Here is a 19,598-nt window from a genome sequence, read left to right on the forward strand (position 1 = left end):
ACCATGAGCGGCATGACAGCCAGTCGGGTGGACCCGTTTGCACCTGACTTCCTGATGGATCCCTACCCGGCCTATGAGGCACTGCGCGCGCTCGGGCCTGTGTTCGCGCTGGAGCAATACGGCGTGTGGGCGATGGCGGGCTACGCCGAGGTCGAGCCCGCCTTGAAGGACTGGAAGACCTTCATCAGCGGCGAGGGCGTCGGGCTGCACGGGATGAACCCGGCGCTGCCAAAGCCGCTCACGCTGCAGATCGATCCGCCCGACCACGACAAGGGCCGCCGCGTCCTTGGCCGCACCTTGTCTCCGGGCGTCGCACGGAAGCTGCGCGAGACATTCCAGCAGGAGGCGGAGAAGAAGGTCACGGAGCTGATCGACAAGGGCACCTTCGATGCCGTGACCGATCTTGCCGAAACCTTTCCGATGAAGGTATTCCCGGATGCGATCGGCATCCGGCCGGACGGCCGCGAGAAACTGCTGGCCTGGAGCACGTTCGTGTTCAACAGCTTCGGCCCTGAGAACGAGATCCTCGCGGCTTCACGGAAGGAAGGCCTCGCCGCGCAGAGCTGGATCATGGAATGTTGCGCGCGGGATGCCTTGCGGCCCGACAGCCTCGGCATGATGATCTACCAGGCCGCCGACGAGGGCGAGATCAGCGAGCACGAAGCCACGCATCTGGTGCGGCCCTTCCTCACCGCCGGGGTCGACACCACCGTCAACGGCATCGGCAACACCCTGCTCGCGCTCGCCACCCATCCGGATCAATATCGCAAACTGCACGAGAGACCGGAGCTGGCGCGCAATGCCTTCGAGGAAGGCCTGCGCTGGGACTCGCCGGTGCAGACGTTCTTTCGCACCACTTCGCGCGACGTCGAGATCGCAGGCGGCGTGATCCCTGCCCACCGCAAGGTGCTGCTGTTCATGGCCTCGGCCAACCGCGACCCTGCGCGTTGGGACAGAGCCAATCGCTTCGAGGTCGAACGGGCCGCGACCGGCCATGTCGGCTTCGGGGCAGGCATTCACGCCTGCGTCGGCCAGATGATCGCGCGCCTGGAAGGCGAATTGATCTTCGGCGAGCTTGCAAGGCGCGTGAAGACGATCGAGCTCACGGCAGCGCCGACACGCAGGCTGAACAATTCCCTGCGCGGGCTGGAGAGCATGCCGGTTCGCGTGACGCCTGCTTAGACGGGATACCCGCGGCGCGCGATGAACAAATCGCCGCCACCGCGGTCAACTACTGCCTGCTCTTGAGCCGGCTTCGATGCGCGGCCTGCTTGGCGCGGTTGCCGCAAATCGCCATCGTGCACCAGCGCCGCGCACGCCTGCGTGTATGGTCGGCGAACAGCATCGTGCAGTTATGGCCTTCGCAGGCCTTCACGTCGGAAAAGTCTTCTTCGCAGACGAATTTCGCCAGGGCTTCGCCGACCGGGAGCAGCAGCGCTTCCGCTGATCGCCAGCGCCGCATCCTTTGCAGCGCGAGACCATCACCCTGCGTACCACGGCGTGTCACGATCTGCTGGAACGCATCCTCGCGCTCCAGGATGCCGTTCAACGGGCCAAGCTCATGCAACGCCTTTGCCGTCAGCGGCCGGCCCGCATGCTCCCGGACAAAACCCCTGAACCACTCGCGCAGGTCGCGGGCCTGACCCGCGACCCTGTCGAGTTCGCCGGGCTTTGCCCGCGCTTTCAACGCGTCCAGTTCCTCCGCCGGCACCAGCTTCGCCTGCGCCAGCCAATCGATCAGCCCATCGCCATCGTCGAGCCAATCGACTGGCGTATCGACCGGTGTCGCCACCGAGTTGAGGAAATCGAGGCCGAGCGAGTCGGCGATGAACATGGCGGGCGGGCGATCCATGGGCGGTTTTCGACCGGTCCTTTGCGCGTTGGGAAAAGGCAGGAACCTAGTAACCTCTAAAATTACATTTGACAAGTTACTCCGCGAATACATAACCTCAAAATCTCGATTTCACAGGTTACGGAACTATCCCAAGGAGACTGTCATGACCCCGACGACTTACCGCACTGCCGACATTGATGGCTTCAAGGTGTTCTATCGCGAGGCCGGCGAGAGAGGCGCGCCGAAGCTCCTGCTGCTGCATGGCTTCCCCAGCGCCGGCCACATGTTCCGTGACCTGATCCCGTTGCTCGCGGACAAGTCTCACATCGTCGCGCCGGATCTGCCGGGCTTCGGCCAGTCCGACATGCCGCCGCGCAAGGACTTCGTCTACAGTTTCGACAACATCGCGCATGTGATCGAGCGCTTCACCGAAGTGATCGGCTTCGATCGCTTCGCCGTCTACGTCTTCGACTACGGGGCACCGACGGGCTTTCGGCTGGCGCTCAGCCACCCCGAACGAATCACGGCGATCATCTCGCAGAATGGCAACGCCTACGAGGACGGCCTCAGCGATGGCTGGACCCCGATCAAGGCCTATTGGCAGGATCCCTCTCCGGCGAACCGCGAGGCGCTGCGCGGCTTCCTCACGCCGGATGCGACGCGCTGGCAATACACGCACGGCGTCCCCGACCCAGCCCTGGTGTCGCCAGACGGCCAGAACCTCGACAATTTCTACCTGGCGCGCCCAGGCTCGGACGATGTGCAGCTCGACCTGTTCGGCGATTACAAGAGCAACGTCGCGCTCTATCCGCGCTTCCAGAGCTACTTCCGCACGCACAAGCCGCCGTTCCTGGCGGTGTGGGGAAAGAACGATCCGTTCTTCATCCCGCCCGGCGCCGAGGCGTTCAAGCGCGACAACCCCAACGCGGTGGTCCAGTTCTTCGATACCGGCCATTTCGCGCTGGAGACGCATGCGAGGGAGATCGCGGAGAGCATTCGCAAATTCTTGAAATAGACGGGAGCTTCGCCATGGCCCTTGCGAGACGATCTCCGGAGCGTCTACGCCGCGGTGTTCTTCCTGGTGAACGCGACCTATGTCGCGCTGATCTTCGACCTCGTCGGACGAGCGTCGGCGGGCGAGGTTTCGTTTCGCGAACGCAAGATCATGCGGATACGCTCGGTCGCCACGCTCGCGATCTTCGCGCTTGCGGCGGGCGTGGCCTTGCGGTTTCCCATCGCCGGGCTTGCGATGTGTTGCGGCTGCCTGATCGTCTATCTCAAACCGGAAGCGCCGGGCGGCGAGGACCATGCGTAAAACAATGCCGCCGTCGATCTGAGATCGACGGCGGCACGAATGACGTCAAACGGATTGAAGGGCTTCAATTCCTCGCCGGAGCAGTCGCTGCCGCCGAGCGCGCCTGGCGCGGCGCGCCGGGTTCGGCAACCGGCAGCGCCGGGGCGCGCGAGCGCATGATGGCGGCATCGATCTCGGCGATGACGCGGCGCTGGATCGCCTCGTTCTTGTCGATCGAGATATGGCCAACGCCGGTGCCGCGCACATCGACATTGTCGAGCTTGCCGCGCAGGCCCTGTGCGGCGCGCACCGGCTCGCCGGGACCGTCGCCGATATAGATGTTGATGTAGCGCTCCGCGCCGGTCGAGAGCTTGGTCTTGAACACGGAGTCGAGACCAATCGCGAGCTTCACGGGCACGCCGAGCTGGTTGAGCTTGGCGATCATGTCCGGCAGCGCGGTCGCGCCGGAGGAATGCCCGACCAGAACGATGGTCTTGATGCGGCCGGCCTTGTAGGCGGTCGCGGCTTCATCGGCGAGTGAGGACCAGGACACGAAGTTCGCGACGGTCACCGGGACGCCCTGCGCCTGGAGACGGGCGCCGATCGTGTCGAGCCCGAGCGAAAAGATGTTGAGCACGCCACGGAGCAGATAAACGTGGGTGGTCGCGGCCTGGGCCTGGCTCGGCGCCGCCTTGGCGGGGGCCGGGCTCATGGCAACAGCTGACAGCAGGAGCAGGCCCATCGCCCACGCGCGGAGGGCGGACAATTGGCTGGCGCCGGCGGTGTGACGGCCGTTCGGTCTCATCGATGTTTTCCCTGGGGACATACGCTTCGCAATTGGCCGGAATCGTAGCCACGGCCTGCTCGCAGACGCAACAAAGAGCCGCGTGAACGGCAATCTTAGAAGCAGGCCGTGACCATCGCGCAACACTTGCCCGAAACCTGCCGCCGAAGCGCCTGTTTTGAGACCATTTTTCTACGGGCAATTGCGGGCGGGCAACGGCATTCCTATCTCAGGGCTCCGCTGACCGGCCCTCGCGGCAGGTTCCAGCCTTCCCTCCCCATCCATGCCCCCAAGCCTTGCGGCCATCATGTCATCCATCATTTCCGTCGCCAATCTGTCGAAGACCTATGGGTCCGGCTTCAAGGCGCTTAAGAACGTCAATCTCGACATCCAGCGCGGCGAGATCTTCGCGCTGCTCGGCCCCAACGGCGCCGGCAAGACCACGCTGATCTCGATCATCTGCGGCATCGCCAATCCGAGCGAAGGCCGCGTGCTCGTCGGCGGCGAGGACATCCAGACCTCCTACCGCAAGGCGCGCTCGCTGATCGGCCTGGTGCCGCAGGAACTGCACACCGACGCGTTCGAGAGCGTGTGGGCGACGGTGAGCTTCTCCCGCGGTCTGTTCGGCAAGCCGAAGAACCCCGACCACATCGAGAAGGTGCTGAAGGACCTCTCGCTCTGGGACAAGAAGGACAGCAAGATCATTACGCTGTCCGGCGGCATGAAGCGCCGCGTGATGATCGCGAAAGCGCTGTCGCACGAGCCGCAGATCCTGTTCCTGGACGAGCCGACCGCAGGCGTCGATGTCGAATTGCGCAAGGGCATGTGGGAGGTCGTGCGCACGCTGCAGCAGTCCGGCGTCACCATCATCCTCACCACGCACTACATCGAGGAAGCCGAGGAGATGGCCGACCGCATCGGCGTCATCAACAAGGGCGAGATCGTGCTGGTCGAGGACAAGGCGACCTTGATGCAGAAGCTCGGCAAGAAGCGGCTGACGCTGCATCTGCAGGGCAAGATCGCTTCGCTGCCGGAAAGCCTTCATCATTACGAGCTCGAGCTCTGCGACGGCGGCGCCACGCTGGTCTACGACTACGACACCAAGGGCGAGCGCACCGGTATCACCAGCCTGCTCGGCGACCTCCGCACCGCCGGCATCCGCTTCAATGATCTCGACACGACGCAATCGTCGCTCGAGGACATCTTCGTCGATCTCGTGAGGACGTCATGAACCACCGCGCCATCCGCGCCATCTACCTGTTCGAAATGGCGCGCACCTGGCGCACGCTGCTGCAAAGCATCGTCTCGCCGGTGGTCTCGACTTCGCTGTATTTCGTGGTGTTCGGCGCCGCGATCGGCTCGCGCATCAGCCAGGTCGAGGGCGTCAGCTACGGCACGTTCATCGTGCCCGGCCTGATCATGCTCTCGGTGCTGACGCAGAGCATTGCCAACGCCTCGTTCGGCATTTACTTCCCGAAATTCACCGGCACGATCTACGAGATCCTGTCGGCACCGATCTCCTATTACGAAATCGTGCTCGGCTATGTCGGCGCCGCCGCCACCAAGTCGATCATCCTGGGCCTGATCATCCTGGCAACAGCGGGCCTGTTCGTGCCGCTGCACATCCACCATCCGGTGTGGATGCTGGCCTTCCTGGTGCTGACGGCGGTGACGTTCAGCCTGTTCGGCTTCATCATCGGCATCTGGGCCGACGGCTTCGAGAAGCTGCAGATGATCCCGATGCTGGTGGTGACGCCGCTGACCTTCCTCGGCGGCAGCTTCTATTCCATCGACATGCTGCCGCCCACCTGGCGCACGGTCGCGCTGCTCAATCCGGTCGTCTATCTGATCTCCGGCTTCCGCTGGAGTTTCTACGAGATCGCAGACGTCAGCATCGCGGTCAGCATCGGCATGACGCTGGCATTCCTGCTGATCTGCCTCGCCATGATCTGGTGGATCTTCCGGACGGGGTATCGGTTGAAGAACTGAGCTGTCATTCCGGGGCGTGCGAAGCACGAGCCCGGAATCCATCAGACGGCAGTGTCAGTGGATGAATGGATTCCGGGTTCGCGCTACGCGCGCCCCGGAATGACGGCGGTAGACCTCACCGGTAGCAATGAAAACGGTGATATCCGTCGTAATAGCCGCGGCAGTGGCGGTAGTGACGGTGGGGAATGCCGAGCACGCCTTCGACCGCACCAACGGCACCGCCGACACCGGCCCCGACGACACCTCCGACCGCCCCGCCCACGGGGCCGGCGATCCGGTTGCCTTCATAGGAGCCTTCCTGGGCGCCGCGCACGATGCCCTGGGCGTGACCAGCTTGCGGCAAGGCCAGCAGCGCAAGAAGGATGGCGGCGGCTGCGAACAGCAGACGGGCGGGCAAACCGGCCGGCGATTGGGCAGCGGCGATACGGGCTTTGTTCATCTTCGGTCTCGGGGAAGGTAACAGAGGGAAAGCGGGTGGCAGCCGCCACACGCTGAGGTGACCATTATCAACGCCGGAGGCGGCCGAATGGTTGCGCCTTTGTGACGAATTGTCGGCGTCGTAAACGCGCGCGCTCGCGAAAATGTCAGCACCGCGCGAACCGGCGTGGCACAAAGCGGCCTTGCTTACGCCCCGCATCGCGTTAACGATGGGCTTGCAGGCCGCTGGAACGAAAGCCGGATTGCAGGCATATTGCACGCCGGGGGACGGAGAGCCGCGGCGCGTTGCATGAACAGGCCGGAGGCCAGAACTCAAATGCGTTTCCAGATGCGTTCATTTTTGATCGCTTTTACCTCACTGATGCTTTTGAGCGCGGGCACCGCGCAGGCCAAGGTCGAGATCACCGTCGACAAGGACAATCAGCAGATGACCGTCGCGGTCGACGGTGTCGCGCGCTATCACTGGCCGGTCTCAACCGGCATCCCCTCGCGCGAAACGCCGAACGGCGCATTCCGCACCTTCCGCATGGAAGAGGATCACTACTCCAAGGAATTCGACGACGCGCCGATGCCGCACGCGATCTTCTTCACCAAGGTCGGGCACGCCATCCACGGCACGGATTCGGTCGGCCGCCTCGGCTCGCCCGCCTCGCATGGCTGCGTGCGGCTGTCGCGTCAGAACGCCTCGACGCTCTATGCCCTCGTGCAGCAGCAGGGCGTGCTCAACACCACGGTGACGCTCACCGGCTCGGCACAAGTAGCGCTGGCGCGCAATCCGCGCGGCCGCAACAACACGGCCGTCGCCCGCGCTCCGCAGCAGCAGCCGGCCGAGGAGCAGTACGCCACGACGGGTGATCCCGTGAACCTGACGCCGCCGGCGCAGCCCGCCCGCCGCTACATGCCGCAGGACGACAATTACATCTATCCGGCGGACGGCAGCGACACCGGCGCACGCTATCCGGCACCGCGCCCGATCACGCGCCCCTATGGCACGCAGGCCTATCAGCAACTGCCCCAGCCAAATTACGACCAGGGCTATGGCCAGCAGGGCTACTATTACCAGCAGCAGCAGCCTCGCCAATATTATCAGCCGCGCAACAACTATTACTATCAGAACTGACGCTGCGGCCCCGGCATGATCGCCTGCACATCATGCCCTATCTGAACGCGGCCTCGCCGCGTTCGACGATCTTTCGTACGGCATCGGCGAAAGCCCGCGCGACCGGCTCGAGGATCTCGGGCCCGGTCGCGTCGAGATCATCCGACGGCGTATGAAAGCTGCGGTGGCGGCCGGCCATGCCGAGGAAATTGGCGTAGCCCGCCGCATGCACGTCGCGCAGCTCGCCGACAGCCTGCTTCTCCGTCACCAGACGTTTTGCCGCGACCTGCGCGAAGGCCTCATCTATCAGCGCGACCGCGGATTTGCTGAGCACGAGATAGCGCTCCTCCTCGGGCCGATCGGTCCGGACACCCTCGGCAAAGCCATAGCACGCGTTCGACGAGCCGAAGTGAATCCACGCCAGCGTGTCCTTCGGCGCGGGCGCGCCGTGCTTCAGGAACAGCTCCATGCCGCCATGGCCGATCTCGTGGCCGGCGGTGGCAATGAAGACGACATGCGCCGGCCATCTCTCGGCGGCGATGGTGCGGGCTAGCGCGAGGAAGTTGGCAATGCCGGGGCCGCGCTCGCAGACGCAGGAGTACCAGCCGGTCATCGGCGTCGAGACGACGATGGTCGGTCCGCGGCCGGCGCCGAATTCAGCGATCACGTTCCGGCCGGCGACATCGCGCTCGTAATGGCCCTTGACGTCGAAGGTTACAGGCGTACCCGCGGCGAGCGAGCGCTCGAACGCCGCTCGCGATTTCGCAGCCACGACGACCACCGGCACCGGCCAGGGGGCATCCTCCTGCGTGACGTTGTAGGCGAAGCGATCGTCTGCGGGATTGCCTATCATCAGCAGGATCGCCGCCGGCCTCTTCGCCGCAGCTTCGGCGATGACGGCCCGATGGGCCGGCCCGAGATAGGCGCCGCGATCGAACGGCAGATCGAGCCACAATATCTTGCCGGCGACATCGCCATCGCGGGCGAGCGGCGCGGACAGATCGAAGCTCGTCTGGTCCTCCGGCGGCCACCAGAATGGCGTCGCCTCGACAGAGGTGCCGGCGGCCTCGACGCGGGCCTGCTCCACGACATATTGCCGGCCAAGCACGACGGGCTGAAAGCTGACATCGAAGCCCGCCTGCTTCATCTCGCCGGCGATCCAGTCGGCGGTCGCGCGATCGCCGGGCGAACCGAAGCGATGCAGGCCGAAGGAAGCATAGCGCGATACGTCCTCGTAAAGGCTCGCACCCGAGAGCACATCCCTGGCTGCCGCTTGTCCGACCATAAGAACTGCCATTGCTGCGATGACGACAAGCCGCATGTCAGTGGCTCCCGAACCGTTTCTTTTGAGTCGCAGTTTCCGCCTTCCACGGCCGCCGTCAACCACTGGGCTGGACGAAACGCGCAAAGATTTCATAAGCTCCCGTTTTCACGAGCGCTGTGAACCTTGATGCCGTCACGTGCCACGACAATTCTGACTGTGCTCTCGGTTCTGCTGACGGGGCAAGCCGTAACGGGGCAAGTCATAGCGGAACAAGTCATGGGATTCGATATCGAGGCGCATCGCGGCGGGCGCGCGCTGCTGCCGGAAAACACCCTGCCCGCCTTCGCCAACGCGCTGTCGATGGGCGTGGACACGCTGGAGCTCGACGTCGGCGTGACCGCCGACGGCGAGATCGTGGTCTCCCATGAGCGCGGCCTCAATCCCGATATCACGCGGGATGCGAGCGGCGCCTATTTGGCTCCACCCGGGACGCCCTTCGTCAAGCTGCGGCTGGCCGACATCAAGACTTATGACGTCGGCCAGATCCGGCCGGACAGCAACTATGCGAAGCAATTCCCCGACCAGCGTGCCGTGGCGGGGACGCGCATTCCAACGCTTAGCGAGCTGTTCGCGCTGGTCCGGAAATCCGGCAATTCGCGGGTGCGATTCAACATCGAGACCAAGATTGACCCGAACCGTCCCGACGAAACGCTCGATCCGGAAGGTTTCGTCGCGAAGCTGCTCGGACTGATCGACGCCGAAAAATTCTCCGATCGCGTCATGATCCAGTCGTTCGACTGGCGGACGTTGCGGCTCGTCCAGCAGCAGGCGCCGAAGATCCCGACGGTGTACCTGACGCTCCAGCGCGGCTCGGCTCCGACCATCGCGCTCGACAAGGCGACCAACTGGACGGCAAGCTTGAGCCCGGCCGATCACGGCGGCTCGCTGCCGCGCACGATCAAGGCGGCGGGCGGCGCGATCTGGTCGCCCTATTTCGGCGACGTGACCACCGCGCTGGTCTCCGAGGCCCACGAGCTCGGATTGCGCGTCGTGGTGTGGACGGTCAACAAACGTGAGGACATGGCGCGGATGATCGAACTCGGCGCCGACGGCATCATCTCGGACAGGCCGGACCTGCTGAGAGAGGTCGCCGGCGAGAAGGGCATCGCGCTGCCGGCGGGGACGCCGGTCGAGCCGTAAGCTCGCGTCGCCTTGTAGCCCGGATGGAGCGCAGCGCAATCCGGGGCCGCTCGCCCGTTCGACATAGCTCCCGGATTACGCTGCGCTCCATCCGGGCTACCGATTCTCACTCCCCGTCCCGCAGGCGCCGGTACAGCGCACCCAGGATGTTGGAATAGTCGTCAGTCCAGACCCTCACCCTGTCGTCGGCCTCGGTCTGCTCCCATGACTTGGAGGACGCGAGCTTGCCGACGTCTTCCCCCTCCCGCGCGGAGATGACGACGTCGGTCGAGAAGATGTAGTCCGCATCTCGCCCGGAATCCTCGTTGAAGACCCAGCTCTTGAGATCGTTGGCGTCGGCAATGCCGACCACGACGGTTTCGAGATCGAGGTGACGGTTGGAGACGTGCATCACCACGGCGCCATGCGGCGCCAGCTTGTCCTTGTAGATCTTCATCGCCTCTTCGGTCGCAAGATGGATCGGGATCGCATCTGACGAATAGGCATCGACGATGATGAGGTCGTAGGCGCCGTCGGGCTCCTTGGCGAAGGTGAGACGCGCATCGCCGATCACCGGCTTCAGGTCCGGCATGCAGCTCGAGATGTAGCGGAAGTTCTTGGGGTTGCGCGCGGCGTCCACCATCGACTGGTCGATCTCGAAGAACTTCCAATCCTCGCCGGGCGCTGCGGCGCAGGCCAGCGTACCCGACCCGACGCCGATTGCGGCGACCTTGAGCGGCGCGCCCTTGCGCTCGCGGATCGCATTGACGGCCTGACCGATGCCGCCGTCCTTGTGATAATAGGTGATCGGCTCGGGCCGGCCGGTGACCGGCGTGCCGTCATTGTTGCGGAAGCGCTCGGCGCCGTGGATGGTGGTGCCGTGCATCAGCACGTGGAAATAGCCGCCGGGCGTCTCCACGATCTTGTGCACGCCGAAGAAGCTGCGCACCGTCGTGACGCGGCCTTCGTCCGCGGGATAGATTCGGATCAGCGCCAGCGCGAGCGCGACGGTGGCGAAGATCTTCCAGCGCTCGGCATTGAGCGCCAGGGCAAGCAGCGCAGCGAGCACACCGACACTACCGGCGACCCAGACGCGATGATCCTCGAACCAGGTTGAAAGGCCGCCGCTGGTGGTGGACGGCATCACCAGCGCGACCGCAAGCGCGGCGAGCACCAGCCAGTACCATTTGACGATGCCGGCCAACCGCTCGTTCGCCGGCGGCCGGCACAACGCCGCAAGCGCGACCAGGATTGGATATTCGGCGATCCACGAGAAGGTGAAGGGCGCAACGAGGCCGGCAAACAGGCCTCCGACCATGCCGCCGAACGACAGCGCGACATAGAAGCCGGTGAGATATTTGGCCGCCGGCCGGGTCCGTGCCAGCTCGCCATGGCAGGCCATCGCGATGACGAAGAAGCACAATTGGTGACCGCCGAGCGTCAGCAGCAGGTTCTGCTCGCCACCGAAGGCGAGCAGCACGACGACGCCTGCGATCGCGACCGGCTGGAGCATCAGCATCCATTTGTGCGGCAGCAGCGGCCGCGACTGGAACACGACCACCCATGTCAGCAGGTACAGCGACAGCGGCAACACCCACAGCAGCGGCGCCGCCGCGACGTCGGTCGAGATATGCGCCGTGACGGCAATGAGCAGGCCGGACGGCACCGCGGCGAGGAAGATCCAGCGCAGCCGCGTCAGGAACGCCGGCGCCGGCGCGTTCAGGTCCTCGGTTTTGGCGTCGACCACCGCGAGTTTCGGCGAGCGCAGCAGCAGCACGCCGCAGGCCGCGATCAGGAGGATCAGCAGGCCGTAGCCGCCGGTCCACAGCCGGTTCTGCGTGTGCAGCGTGAAGATCGGCTCGAGCAGGAACGGATAGGACAGCAGCGCGAGGAAGCTGCCGATGTTGGAGGATGCATAGAGGAAGTAGGGATCGTGCCCGGCGGGATGTCCGGTGCGGACGAACCAGGCCTGCAGCAACGGATTGTTGGCGGCGAGCGCAAAGAACGGCAGGCCGATCGAGACCACGAACAGGCCGAGCAGCCAGAACGCATAGCCCGAGGCCGGCGGCTCGCCATAGGCGGAGGCAACGCCGAGCGGCAGCGTGACGAACGCCAGAACCAGCAACACCAGATGCACCACGACCGGAACGACGCGGTTCTTCGCCTGCATCAACAGATGCGCATAGGCATAGCCCGCCAGCAGCAGCGACTGGAAGAACACCATCGCCACCGACCACACCGCCGGCGAGCCGCCGAGGCGCGGCAGGACCATCTTCGTGAACAGCGGCTGCACCGAGAACAGCAGCAGCGCGCTGACGAAGATCGCAGCGGTGTAGACCGTCAGCAGCAACCGGTTGCGCGAGGCGGACGGCTGCTCCGTGGCGGCGGGTTGCACGATCGAATCCATGGAAGCTCCGGCTCAAACCCCGGCGGGCGCCGGACGTGCGCAATGGAGCACAAGGCGCCTGAACGGGCAATAAAGGCGCTCGTGATGTTGCAGTGAGGATTGCTTGATATACAGATGTCGTTCCGGGGCGATGCGAAGCATCGAACCCGGAACCTCGAGATTTCGGGTTCGATGCTTCGCATCGCCCCGAAATGACGCCAAGGAAGTCATGAGCGAAACCGACGTCGTCATCATCGGCGCTGGCCATAACGGCCTCACCTGCGCGGCCTATCTCGCGATGGCGGGTTTGCGCGTGCGCGTGGTCGAGCGCCGCAAGGTGGTCGGCGGAGCCGCGGTGACCGAGGAGTTTCACCCCGGCTTCAGGAATTCGGTCGCGGCCTACACCGTGAGCCTGCTCAATCCGCAGGTGATCCGCGACCTCAAGCTCGCCGAGCAGGGCCTGCGTGTGGTCGAACGGCGCGCCCAGAATTTTCTGCCCGCGACCGACGGCAGCCATCTGCTCACCGGCGAGGGACGAACGACGGCGTCGGTCGCGCGGCTCAGCGCGCGCGATGCGGAGGCGCTGGACGGCTTCTCGCGCGAGCTGGAGGACATCGCCGACGTGCTCAGGCAGTTCGTGCTGCGGGCGCCGCCGAACCTCGTCGACGGCTTTGGTGCGGCGGCGGTGCGCGAGGGCGTCAATGCCTGGAAGACCGCCGGCATCCTGCGCGGTCTCACCCTGGAGCAGAGCCGCAGCCTGCTCGATCTCTTCACCCGCTCGGCCGGCGAGATGCTGGACGAGCGCTTCGAGCACGATCTGGTCAAGGCGCTGTTCGGTTTCGATGCCATCGTCGGCAACTACGCCAGCCCCTACGCCGCGGGCTCCGCCTATGTGATGCTGCATCACGCCTTCGGCGAGGTGAACGGCAAGAAGGGCGTCTGGGGCCACGCCATCGGCGGCATGGGTGCGATCACGCAGGCCATGGCGCGCGCCGCGCGCGACCGCGGCGCCGTGATCGACACCGATGCGGGCGTCCGCGAAATCATCGTCGAGCGCGACCGCGCGGTTGGCGTCGTGCTGGAGAACGGCGAGACGATCCGCGCGAAATATGTCGCAGCCAACGTCAATCCGAAGCTGCTCTATACGCGGCTGGTCGCAGCCGACGCCCTGCCTGCCGACTTCCTCGCCCGTATCCGGCATTGGAAGAACGGCTCCGGCACCTTCCGCATGAACGTGGCACTGGACCGCCTGCCCTCCTTCACAGCACTGCCGGGCGAGGGCGATCACCTCACCTCCGGCATCATCCTGGCGCCGAGCCTTGGCTATATGGACCGCGCCTATCTCGACGCGCGCGCGCAAGGCTGGAGCCGACAGCCCGTCGTCGAGATGCTGATCCCTTCGACGCTCGACGATACGCTGGCGCCTCCGGGACAGCACGTCGCGAGCCTGTTCTGCCAGCACGTCGCGCCCGAGCTGCCCGATGGCAAATCGTGGGACGATCACCGCGACGAGGTCGCGGATCTCATGATCGCGACGGTCGACGCTTACGCGCCCGGTTTTGCGGGAAGCGTGCTCGGCCGCCAGATCCTGTCCCCGCTCGATCTCGAACGGCAGTTCGGGCTGCTCGGCGGCGACATCTTCCACGGCGCGCTGAGCTTGAACCAGCTGTTCTCGGCGCGGCCGATGCTGGGCCATGCCGATTATCGCGGGCCGCTGAAGGGCCTCTACCATTGCGGCTCCGGCGCCCATCCCGGCGGCGGCGTCACCGGCGCGCCCGGCCATAACGCCGCCCAGGCGATCCTGAGGGATCACCGCTCGCTGTTCGGAAGCCGTGGATAGGCCTGTGGACGGCTTGTGTACGGGCTGTTGAAAGAGCTGTGGTGAACCCGGCACCGGCTCTCAGCACAAGCATGGACCAGATTGTGGAAAGGGCTTGGGATAAGCAGGGTATAGGGCTGTGGATGTTCCGCGCATAACACGCGCATAGGCTGTGGGCGTCACTACCAGTCGCCCCCTAAATGAGTTCGCCCGCCGGAGGCAATTCCCCGCGCGGGCGCTCATCAGATGCAGCCTATGAAGAAAGTGCCCCCGCTGGGAAATGGGGGCGGAAATTACTTCAAGGAGCTGCTAATGGACGTGAACTTGTCGTTCAGGGTGACGCCGAGGCTGTTCACCACGGTAATGATGGCCAGCGCGATACCCGCGGCAATCAGCCCGTATTCGATCGCCGTCGCACCGGATTCGTCCAACCAGAACTTTTGAACCATGCTTTTCAAGACTCGCCTCCGTTTCAATTCCAAGCTGTGTTGGCTTAATTCAACACCCGGAAATGTACGGAACACAACCTACGGGCCGGTTAACCCGGGAACCGCAACTTGTAGCGATAATTGACGGCAAAAGTTCCAAAAATTGAACTCAACGGAACCCTGAATGCAGCCTTCCCCCACCCATCGCGCCAGCTTTTCGATCGGCAGCGAAGCCGACGCCAGGCGCGTCGTCGACGTGCTCACCGAGATGTTCTTCGAGGGCGACGCGGCGGTCGCCGCGTTCGAGCGGCCGGACGGACAATGGGACGTCACGCTCCATTTCGCCGACGCGCCCGATCAGGCCTGGCTACGCGAACTCATTGTAACTTCGGCAGGAAATGACGTCGCCGCAGGGCTCAGTTTCGACACCGTCGAGGCCAAGGACTGGGTCAAGGCCAGCCTGGAAGATCTGGTCCCGGTCCCCGCAGGACGCTTCGTCGTGCACGGCAGCCATGACCGCGACCGCGTGGCGCCGAACAAGCTCGCCATCGAGATCGAGGCGGCGCTCGCCTTCGGCACCGGCCATCACGGAACCACGCGTGGCTGTTTACTGCTGCTTGACCATGTCCTGAAGAGTTCCCATCCGAGGAACCTGCTGGACCTCGGCACCGGCACGGGCGTGCTGGCGATCGCGGCGGCAAAGGCGCTGCATCGGGCCGTGCTCGCCTCGGATATCGATGCGCCCTCGGTGCGGGTGGCGGCCGAGAACGCCGCGCTGAACGAGGTCCGCAATCATGTGCGGGTGATCCGGGCCACCGGCTTTGCCGCGCCAGACTTCGGACAGGCCGGTCCGTTCGACCTGGTGCTTGCGAACATCCTCGCCAATCCCTTGCGGCAATTGGCAGGCCCGATGTCGCGGCATCTCGCGCCCGGCGGACGCGTCATCCTCTCTGGCCTGTTGACGCACCAGGCCCCCGCCGTGATCGCCGCCTATCGCGCGCGCGGCCTCGTGCCGTTGGAGCATCTGCGGATCGAGGGCTGGAGCAGCCTGTTGCTGCGGAAGGTGTCGTAGGGCGGATTAGCGAAGCGTAATCCGCCAACGCATGCGGCACCATAGTGGTGGGTTACGCCTTCGGCTAACCCACCCTACGGCACCGTGGCCGCCCTACTCCGCCGGCTTGTCGTCCCGCTGCGGCGAGCGCTCATCCTGCAAGCTGCGCCTTGCCCGGCGCTCGGCAATGCGGTCGATCATCTGGCTGATGACGCTACGCGGCTTCTTCGGTGCAGGCACAGTCGGCGTGCGACGCGCCGACGGCGTAATCTTCTCAAACGTGAACGCTGGCATCGTGTGTCCCCTCGCCGTTGAGATGAACCACCTGCTCGAATTTTCCTGTTATCCGGACGAAGCGCGACTGCCGCATCCCTCAACTCCACTCGATACGAATGGAACTATTTCAAGCACAGTCCATGCCAGATGCGACGCAAATGCGTCCAGATTGCGGACTCGTCACCATGATCCTAGAGTGATCCACCATGTTCGAAGCACACTTCCAGACATTCGAGGAGCCGGAGGCCGGCGTCGCATTGACGGCACGGCTGGCCGCACTCCGCGAAGAACTCGCCCGCCGCAAGCTCGCCGGCTTCGTGATTCCGCGCGCCGATCAGCAGCAGAACGAATATGTGCCGCCGTCGGAAGAGCGGCTGGCCTGGCTGACCGGCTTTACCGGCTCGGCAGGATTGGCGGTGGTGCTGGCCCAGGAGGCCGCATTGTTCGTCGACGGCCGCTACACGCTGCAGGCCGCCAAGCAGGTCGATGCAAAGGCGTGGGCCGTGGAATCGCTGATCGACCCGCCGCCGGAGAGCTGGGTGGCGGCGCATCTGAAAGCCGGCGACCGCCTCGGATTTGATCCGTGGCTGCACACTTTTGCGGCAGCCGAGCGCCTGTCCGCCGCCTGCGCCAAGGCCGGCGCCGAGCTGGTTGCCGTCGACAGCAATCCGGTCGACGCGGTCTGGCAGGACCGCCCGCAGCCGCCGCTCGCCCCCGTCGCCGTGCACGGCCTCCAGCATGCCGGCGTCGCGGAAGCCGAAAAGCTGACGCAGATCAGAAGCGAGATCGACAAGCTGGGCGTCGACGCGCTCGTGCTGTCCGACAGCCATGCGGTCGCCTGGACCTTCAACATCCGCGGCGCAGATGTCGCCCATACGCCGCTGCCGCTGTCCTACGCGCTGGTGCCGAAGGACGGGCGGCCGACCATCTTCATCGACAACCGCAAGCTCTCCAATCTCACCCGCGACCATCTCGAGCAATCCGCCGACGTGCGCGAGCCCGACGCGATGGCGCCGACATTGATGGCGCTCGCCAAGGGCGGCGGATCGATCGCGCTCGACAGCGCCACCGCGGCCGACGCACTCGGCCGCCTGATCGCAAGCGCCGGCGGCAAGCCGGTGCGCGGCAGTGATCCGATCGCACTGCTGAAGGCGGTCAAGAACGCGACCGAGATCAAGGGCACCAAGACCGCCCATGTGCGGGATGCCGTGGCGCTGGCACGCTTCCTTGCCTTCATCGACCGCGAGGCCACGAGCGGCAAGCTCACCGAGATCGACGCGGTCGAGGCTCTGGAGACGTTCCGCCGCGACACCGGCGCGCTGAAGGACGTCTCGTTCCCGACCATCTCCGGCACCGGCCCGAACGGCGCCATCGTGCACTACCGCGTCACCCGCAAGAGCAACCGGCGGATCGCGCCCGGCGATCTGCTGCTGATCGATTCCGGCGCGCAATACGAAGACGGCACCACCGACGTCACGCGCACCATGGCCGTGGGCGAGCCCACAGCCGAGATGCGCGACCGCTTCACCCGCGTGCTGCGCGGCCATATCGCCATCGCGCGCGCGGTCTTCCCGGACGGCGCCACCGGCGCACAGCTCGACACGCTGGCACGGCAATATCTCTGGGCCGCCGGCGTCGATTTCGAGCACGGCACCGGCCACGGCGTCGGCAGCTATCTCAGCGTGCACGAAGGACCGGCGCGCATTTCGAAGCTCGGCACCACGCCGCTGAAGCGCGGCATGATCCTCTCCAACGAGCCCGGCTACTACAAGACCGACGGCTTCGGCATCCGCATCGAGAATCTCGAGCTGGTGGTGGAAGCCAGCATCAAGGGCGCGGAGAAGCCGATGAACGCGTTCGAGACGCTGACGCTGGCGCCGATCGACCGCCGGCTGATCGATGTCGGGATGCTGGGCAAGGACGAGCTCGCCTGGCTCAACGCCTACCATGCGCGCGTCCGCACCGAGGTTGGACCGGCGCTGGACGAGGCGACGAAAGCCTGGCTCGATCAGGCGACGGCGGAGCTGAAGGCATAGCGCGCGCATGGCGCTACGCGACTGACGCAAGGCTGTTCGCTCCACCACAATCGTCATGCCCCGCGAAGGCGGGGCATCCAGTATCCCAGAGGCGCCAAACGTATCCGGATAAGCCGCGGCGTACTGGATTCCCCGCTTTCGCGGGGAATGACACCGACCTGCTGGAACACGATGTGCGCCCAATCGTCGCCATCGCGCTGCAATGATAACCATCCCGAAATCCGAATAGCCGCATTCCGAAACGCCGATATCCGTCTTGCGCAGGCACGCTACAGTCGATTCGAATTCGAAAGACGGACGCCTATGCACGGCATGATCAGCAAGCCGCCGGACGCGGCAACGAAGCACATCGCGACATCGCGCGGGGTGTTGCTGCTGCTGGTCGTCATGACCGGAATCGCCCCGATCTCGCTGTACATCCTGGTTCCGGCACTGCCGGTGCTGGCAACGAATTTCGGACGCGACATCTCGATCGCGCAGATGACGGTGTCGCTCTACATGGTTGGCATCGCGCTGTCCCAGCTGATCATGGGGCCGCTGTCGGATAAATTCGGCCGGCGCCCGGTGCTGCTGAGCGGTCTTGCGCTGATGGTCGTGGCGAGCGTCGCCTGCATCTTCGCCGAGACCCTACCGCAATTGATTGCCGCGCGCTTCTTCCAGGCGCTTGGCGGCGCCTCCGGCATGGTGATCAGCCGGGCCATCATCCGCGACATCTACGAGCGCGACCGCGTCGCCTCCATGATCAGCCTCGTGGTCGCGGCGCTGATGATCGGACAGATGGTCTCGCCGCTCACGGGAGGCCTGATCGAAACCGCCTTCGGCTGGCGCGCGATCTTCTACGCCGTCACGATCGCCGCGCTCGCCGTTGCCGTCGGCATCGCACTGGCGCTGCCAGAGACGCGCCGCGACCGTGCCGCCGGCAGCGGCGGCTTTCGCAGCGACGTCGGCACCCTGATCAAGAGCCGCGCTTTCGTCGGCTATGTGTTGTGCCAGGTGCTGGCTTCGCAGATCATCTTCACCTTCGCGGGCGGCGGTCCCTACATCGTGGTGACGCAGATGGGCCGGACCAGTGCGGAATACGGCGCCTGGTTTGCAACGACCGGCTTTGCGTATCTGGTCGGCAATTTGCTCTGCGTGCGCTTTGCGCCGCGGCACTCGCTGGAGAAGCTGATCTGGTTCGGGCTCGGCCTGCAGCTCTGCGGCAGCCTGTTGAACCTGCTCTGGAGTTTTGCGGGCTGGAACGAGGCGCCGGCCTGGCTGTTCGGCACGCAGATGATCGTGATGGTCGGCAATGCCTTCGTGATGGCGAACTCCGCCGCCGGCGCGATCAGCATCCGCCCCGAAGCGGCCGGCACGGCCTCAGGCGCGATGGGTTTCCTGCAACAGGGTATCGGCGCGCTGATGTCGCAATTCGGCGCCTATCTCGGCGGCCACTCCGCAACGACGCTGCCGCTCACCTCGGCGGTGCTCGCGATCTCCCTGCTCTGCGCCTGCGTGATGATCTTCATCGTCCCCCGCCGCGAGGTGGTGGTGAGCGAGAAGCTGATCGAGCAGGCGGAAGAGGAAGAGACGGGGATGATGTAGCCGTCGCCATGCGACGGCTGTCACGACACGCTCAGCGTCATCCCCGCGAAGGCGGGGGATCCAGTACGCCGCAGCTTCTCGGCTCTAGCACTGCCGTCTCAGAGTACTGAATCGCCCGGTCAAGCCGGGCGATGACA

Annotated in this window: 18 protein-coding genes; 11 read left to right on the forward strand and 7 right to left on the reverse strand. The window is 65.1% G+C overall.

What is annotated here, in order from left to right:
- Window positions 1-3: 3 nt before the first annotated feature.
- Window positions 4-1,182, forward strand: coding sequence for a cytochrome P450 (locus QRQ56_RS24710; RefSeq protein ID WP_438743619.1), 1,179 nt, complete (start codon window positions 4-6; stop codon window positions 1,180-1,182).
- 49 nt (window positions 1,183-1,231) lie between these two features.
- On the opposite strand, the gene QRQ56_RS24715 is transcribed toward QRQ56_RS24710, so the two are convergent.
- Window positions 1,232-1,852, reverse strand: a complete 621-nt coding sequence (locus QRQ56_RS24715; RefSeq protein WP_438743620.1) for a CGNR zinc finger domain-containing protein — start codon at window positions 1,850-1,852, stop codon at window positions 1,232-1,234.
- A 145-nt stretch (window positions 1,853-1,997) separates the two neighbouring features.
- On the opposite strand from QRQ56_RS24715, the gene QRQ56_RS24720 reads away from it, so the two are divergent.
- Both QRQ56_RS24720 and QRQ56_RS24725 read left to right on the forward strand, forming a co-directional pair.
- Complete coding sequence (locus QRQ56_RS24720) at window positions 1,998-2,849, forward strand: alpha/beta fold hydrolase (RefSeq protein ID WP_438743622.1); 852 nt, start codon at window positions 1,998-2,000, stop codon at window positions 2,847-2,849.
- Between the two features lie 21 nt (window positions 2,850-2,870).
- Window positions 2,871-3,149 carry a hypothetical protein gene (locus tag QRQ56_RS24725; RefSeq protein ID WP_438743624.1) on the forward strand — a complete coding sequence of 93 codons (279 nt, stop codon included), beginning with the start codon at window positions 2,871-2,873 and terminating at the stop codon, window positions 3,147-3,149.
- A gap of 64 nt (window positions 3,150-3,213) precedes the next feature.
- Here QRQ56_RS24725 and QRQ56_RS24730 read toward each other — a convergent pair whose 3' ends face one another.
- Window positions 3,214-3,933, reverse strand: coding sequence for a hypothetical protein (locus QRQ56_RS24730; RefSeq protein WP_438743625.1), 720 nt, complete (start codon window positions 3,931-3,933; stop codon window positions 3,214-3,216).
- Window positions 3,934-4,219: 286 nt separating this feature from the next.
- Between QRQ56_RS24730 and QRQ56_RS24735 the strand changes: the two genes are divergently transcribed.
- Both QRQ56_RS24735 and QRQ56_RS24740 read left to right on the forward strand, forming a co-directional pair.
- On the forward strand, window positions 4,220-5,143 hold the full coding sequence (locus tag QRQ56_RS24735) for an ABC transporter ATP-binding protein (protein ID WP_438743626.1): 924 nt from the start codon (window positions 4,220-4,222) through the stop codon (window positions 5,141-5,143).
- Window positions 5,140-5,901, forward strand: a complete 762-nt coding sequence (locus QRQ56_RS24740; RefSeq protein WP_438743628.1) for an ABC transporter permease — start codon at window positions 5,140-5,142, stop codon at window positions 5,899-5,901. Before QRQ56_RS24735 ends, QRQ56_RS24740 begins: the two co-directional genes overlap by 4 nt.
- A 115-nt stretch (window positions 5,902-6,016) precedes the next feature.
- Here QRQ56_RS24740 and QRQ56_RS24745 read toward each other — a convergent pair whose 3' ends face one another.
- Entirely contained in the window at window positions 6,017-6,340 is a 324-nt protein-coding gene (locus QRQ56_RS24745) for a hypothetical protein (RefSeq protein WP_438743630.1), read from the reverse strand.
- A gap of 288 nt (window positions 6,341-6,628) precedes the next feature.
- Between QRQ56_RS24745 and QRQ56_RS24750 the strand changes: the two genes are divergently transcribed.
- Window positions 6,629-7,459 carry a L,D-transpeptidase gene (locus QRQ56_RS24750; RefSeq protein ID WP_438743632.1) on the forward strand — a complete coding sequence of 277 codons (831 nt, stop codon included), beginning with the start codon at window positions 6,629-6,631 and terminating at the stop codon, window positions 7,457-7,459.
- A 37-nt stretch (window positions 7,460-7,496) separates the two neighbouring features.
- Here the strand turns inward: QRQ56_RS24750 and QRQ56_RS24755 are convergent, their stop codons facing one another.
- Window positions 7,497-8,759 (reverse strand): hypothetical protein, encoded by a 1,263-nt coding sequence (locus QRQ56_RS24755; protein WP_438743634.1) that lies wholly within the window; start codon window positions 8,757-8,759, stop codon window positions 7,497-7,499.
- 129 nt (window positions 8,760-8,888) lie between these two features.
- On the opposite strand from QRQ56_RS24755, the gene QRQ56_RS24760 reads away from it, so the two are divergent.
- Window positions 8,889-9,902 carry a glycerophosphodiester phosphodiesterase gene (locus QRQ56_RS24760; RefSeq protein WP_438743635.1) on the forward strand — a complete coding sequence of 338 codons (1,014 nt, stop codon included), beginning with the start codon at window positions 8,889-8,891 and terminating at the stop codon, window positions 9,900-9,902.
- Between the two features lie 106 nt (window positions 9,903-10,008).
- Here the strand turns inward: QRQ56_RS24760 and QRQ56_RS24765 are convergent, their stop codons facing one another.
- Entirely contained in the window at window positions 10,009-12,288 is a 2,280-nt protein-coding gene (locus tag QRQ56_RS24765) for a spermidine synthase (RefSeq protein ID WP_438743636.1), read from the reverse strand.
- 208 nt (window positions 12,289-12,496) lie between these two features.
- Between QRQ56_RS24765 and QRQ56_RS24770 the strand changes: the two genes are divergently transcribed.
- Window positions 12,497-14,107, forward strand: coding sequence for a phytoene desaturase family protein (locus QRQ56_RS24770; RefSeq protein WP_438743637.1), 1,611 nt, complete (start codon window positions 12,497-12,499; stop codon window positions 14,105-14,107).
- Between the two features lie 272 nt (window positions 14,108-14,379).
- Here QRQ56_RS24770 and QRQ56_RS24775 read toward each other — a convergent pair whose 3' ends face one another.
- Window positions 14,380-14,535 (reverse strand): Flp family type IVb pilin, encoded by a 156-nt coding sequence (locus QRQ56_RS24775; RefSeq protein WP_438743747.1) that lies wholly within the window; start codon window positions 14,533-14,535, stop codon window positions 14,380-14,382.
- A 163-nt stretch (window positions 14,536-14,698) separates the two neighbouring features.
- On the opposite strand from QRQ56_RS24775, the gene QRQ56_RS24780 reads away from it, so the two are divergent.
- Complete coding sequence (locus QRQ56_RS24780; RefSeq protein ID WP_438743638.1) at window positions 14,699-15,586, forward strand: 50S ribosomal protein L11 methyltransferase; 888 nt, start codon at window positions 14,699-14,701, stop codon at window positions 15,584-15,586.
- A 93-nt stretch (window positions 15,587-15,679) separates the two neighbouring features.
- On the opposite strand, the gene QRQ56_RS24785 is transcribed toward QRQ56_RS24780, so the two are convergent.
- Window positions 15,680-15,859, reverse strand: coding sequence for a hypothetical protein (locus tag QRQ56_RS24785; RefSeq protein WP_438743639.1), 180 nt, complete (start codon window positions 15,857-15,859; stop codon window positions 15,680-15,682).
- Between the two features lie 188 nt (window positions 15,860-16,047).
- Here QRQ56_RS24785 and QRQ56_RS24790 point away from each other — a divergent pair, with 188 nt between their 5' ends.
- Window positions 16,048-17,877, forward strand: a complete 1,830-nt coding sequence (locus QRQ56_RS24790) for an aminopeptidase P family protein (protein ID WP_438743640.1) — start codon at window positions 16,048-16,050, stop codon at window positions 17,875-17,877.
- Window positions 17,878-18,180: 303 nt separating this feature from the next.
- Complete coding sequence (locus tag QRQ56_RS24795) at window positions 18,181-19,461, forward strand: multidrug effflux MFS transporter (protein ID WP_438743641.1); 1,281 nt, start codon at window positions 18,181-18,183, stop codon at window positions 19,459-19,461.
- The last annotated feature ends 137 nt before the right edge of the window (window positions 19,462-19,598 follow it).

Origin of the sequence: Bradyrhizobium sp. U531 (assembly GCF_051710265.1) — a bacterium.
GTDB lineage: Bacteria > Pseudomonadota > Alphaproteobacteria > Rhizobiales > Xanthobacteraceae > Bradyrhizobium.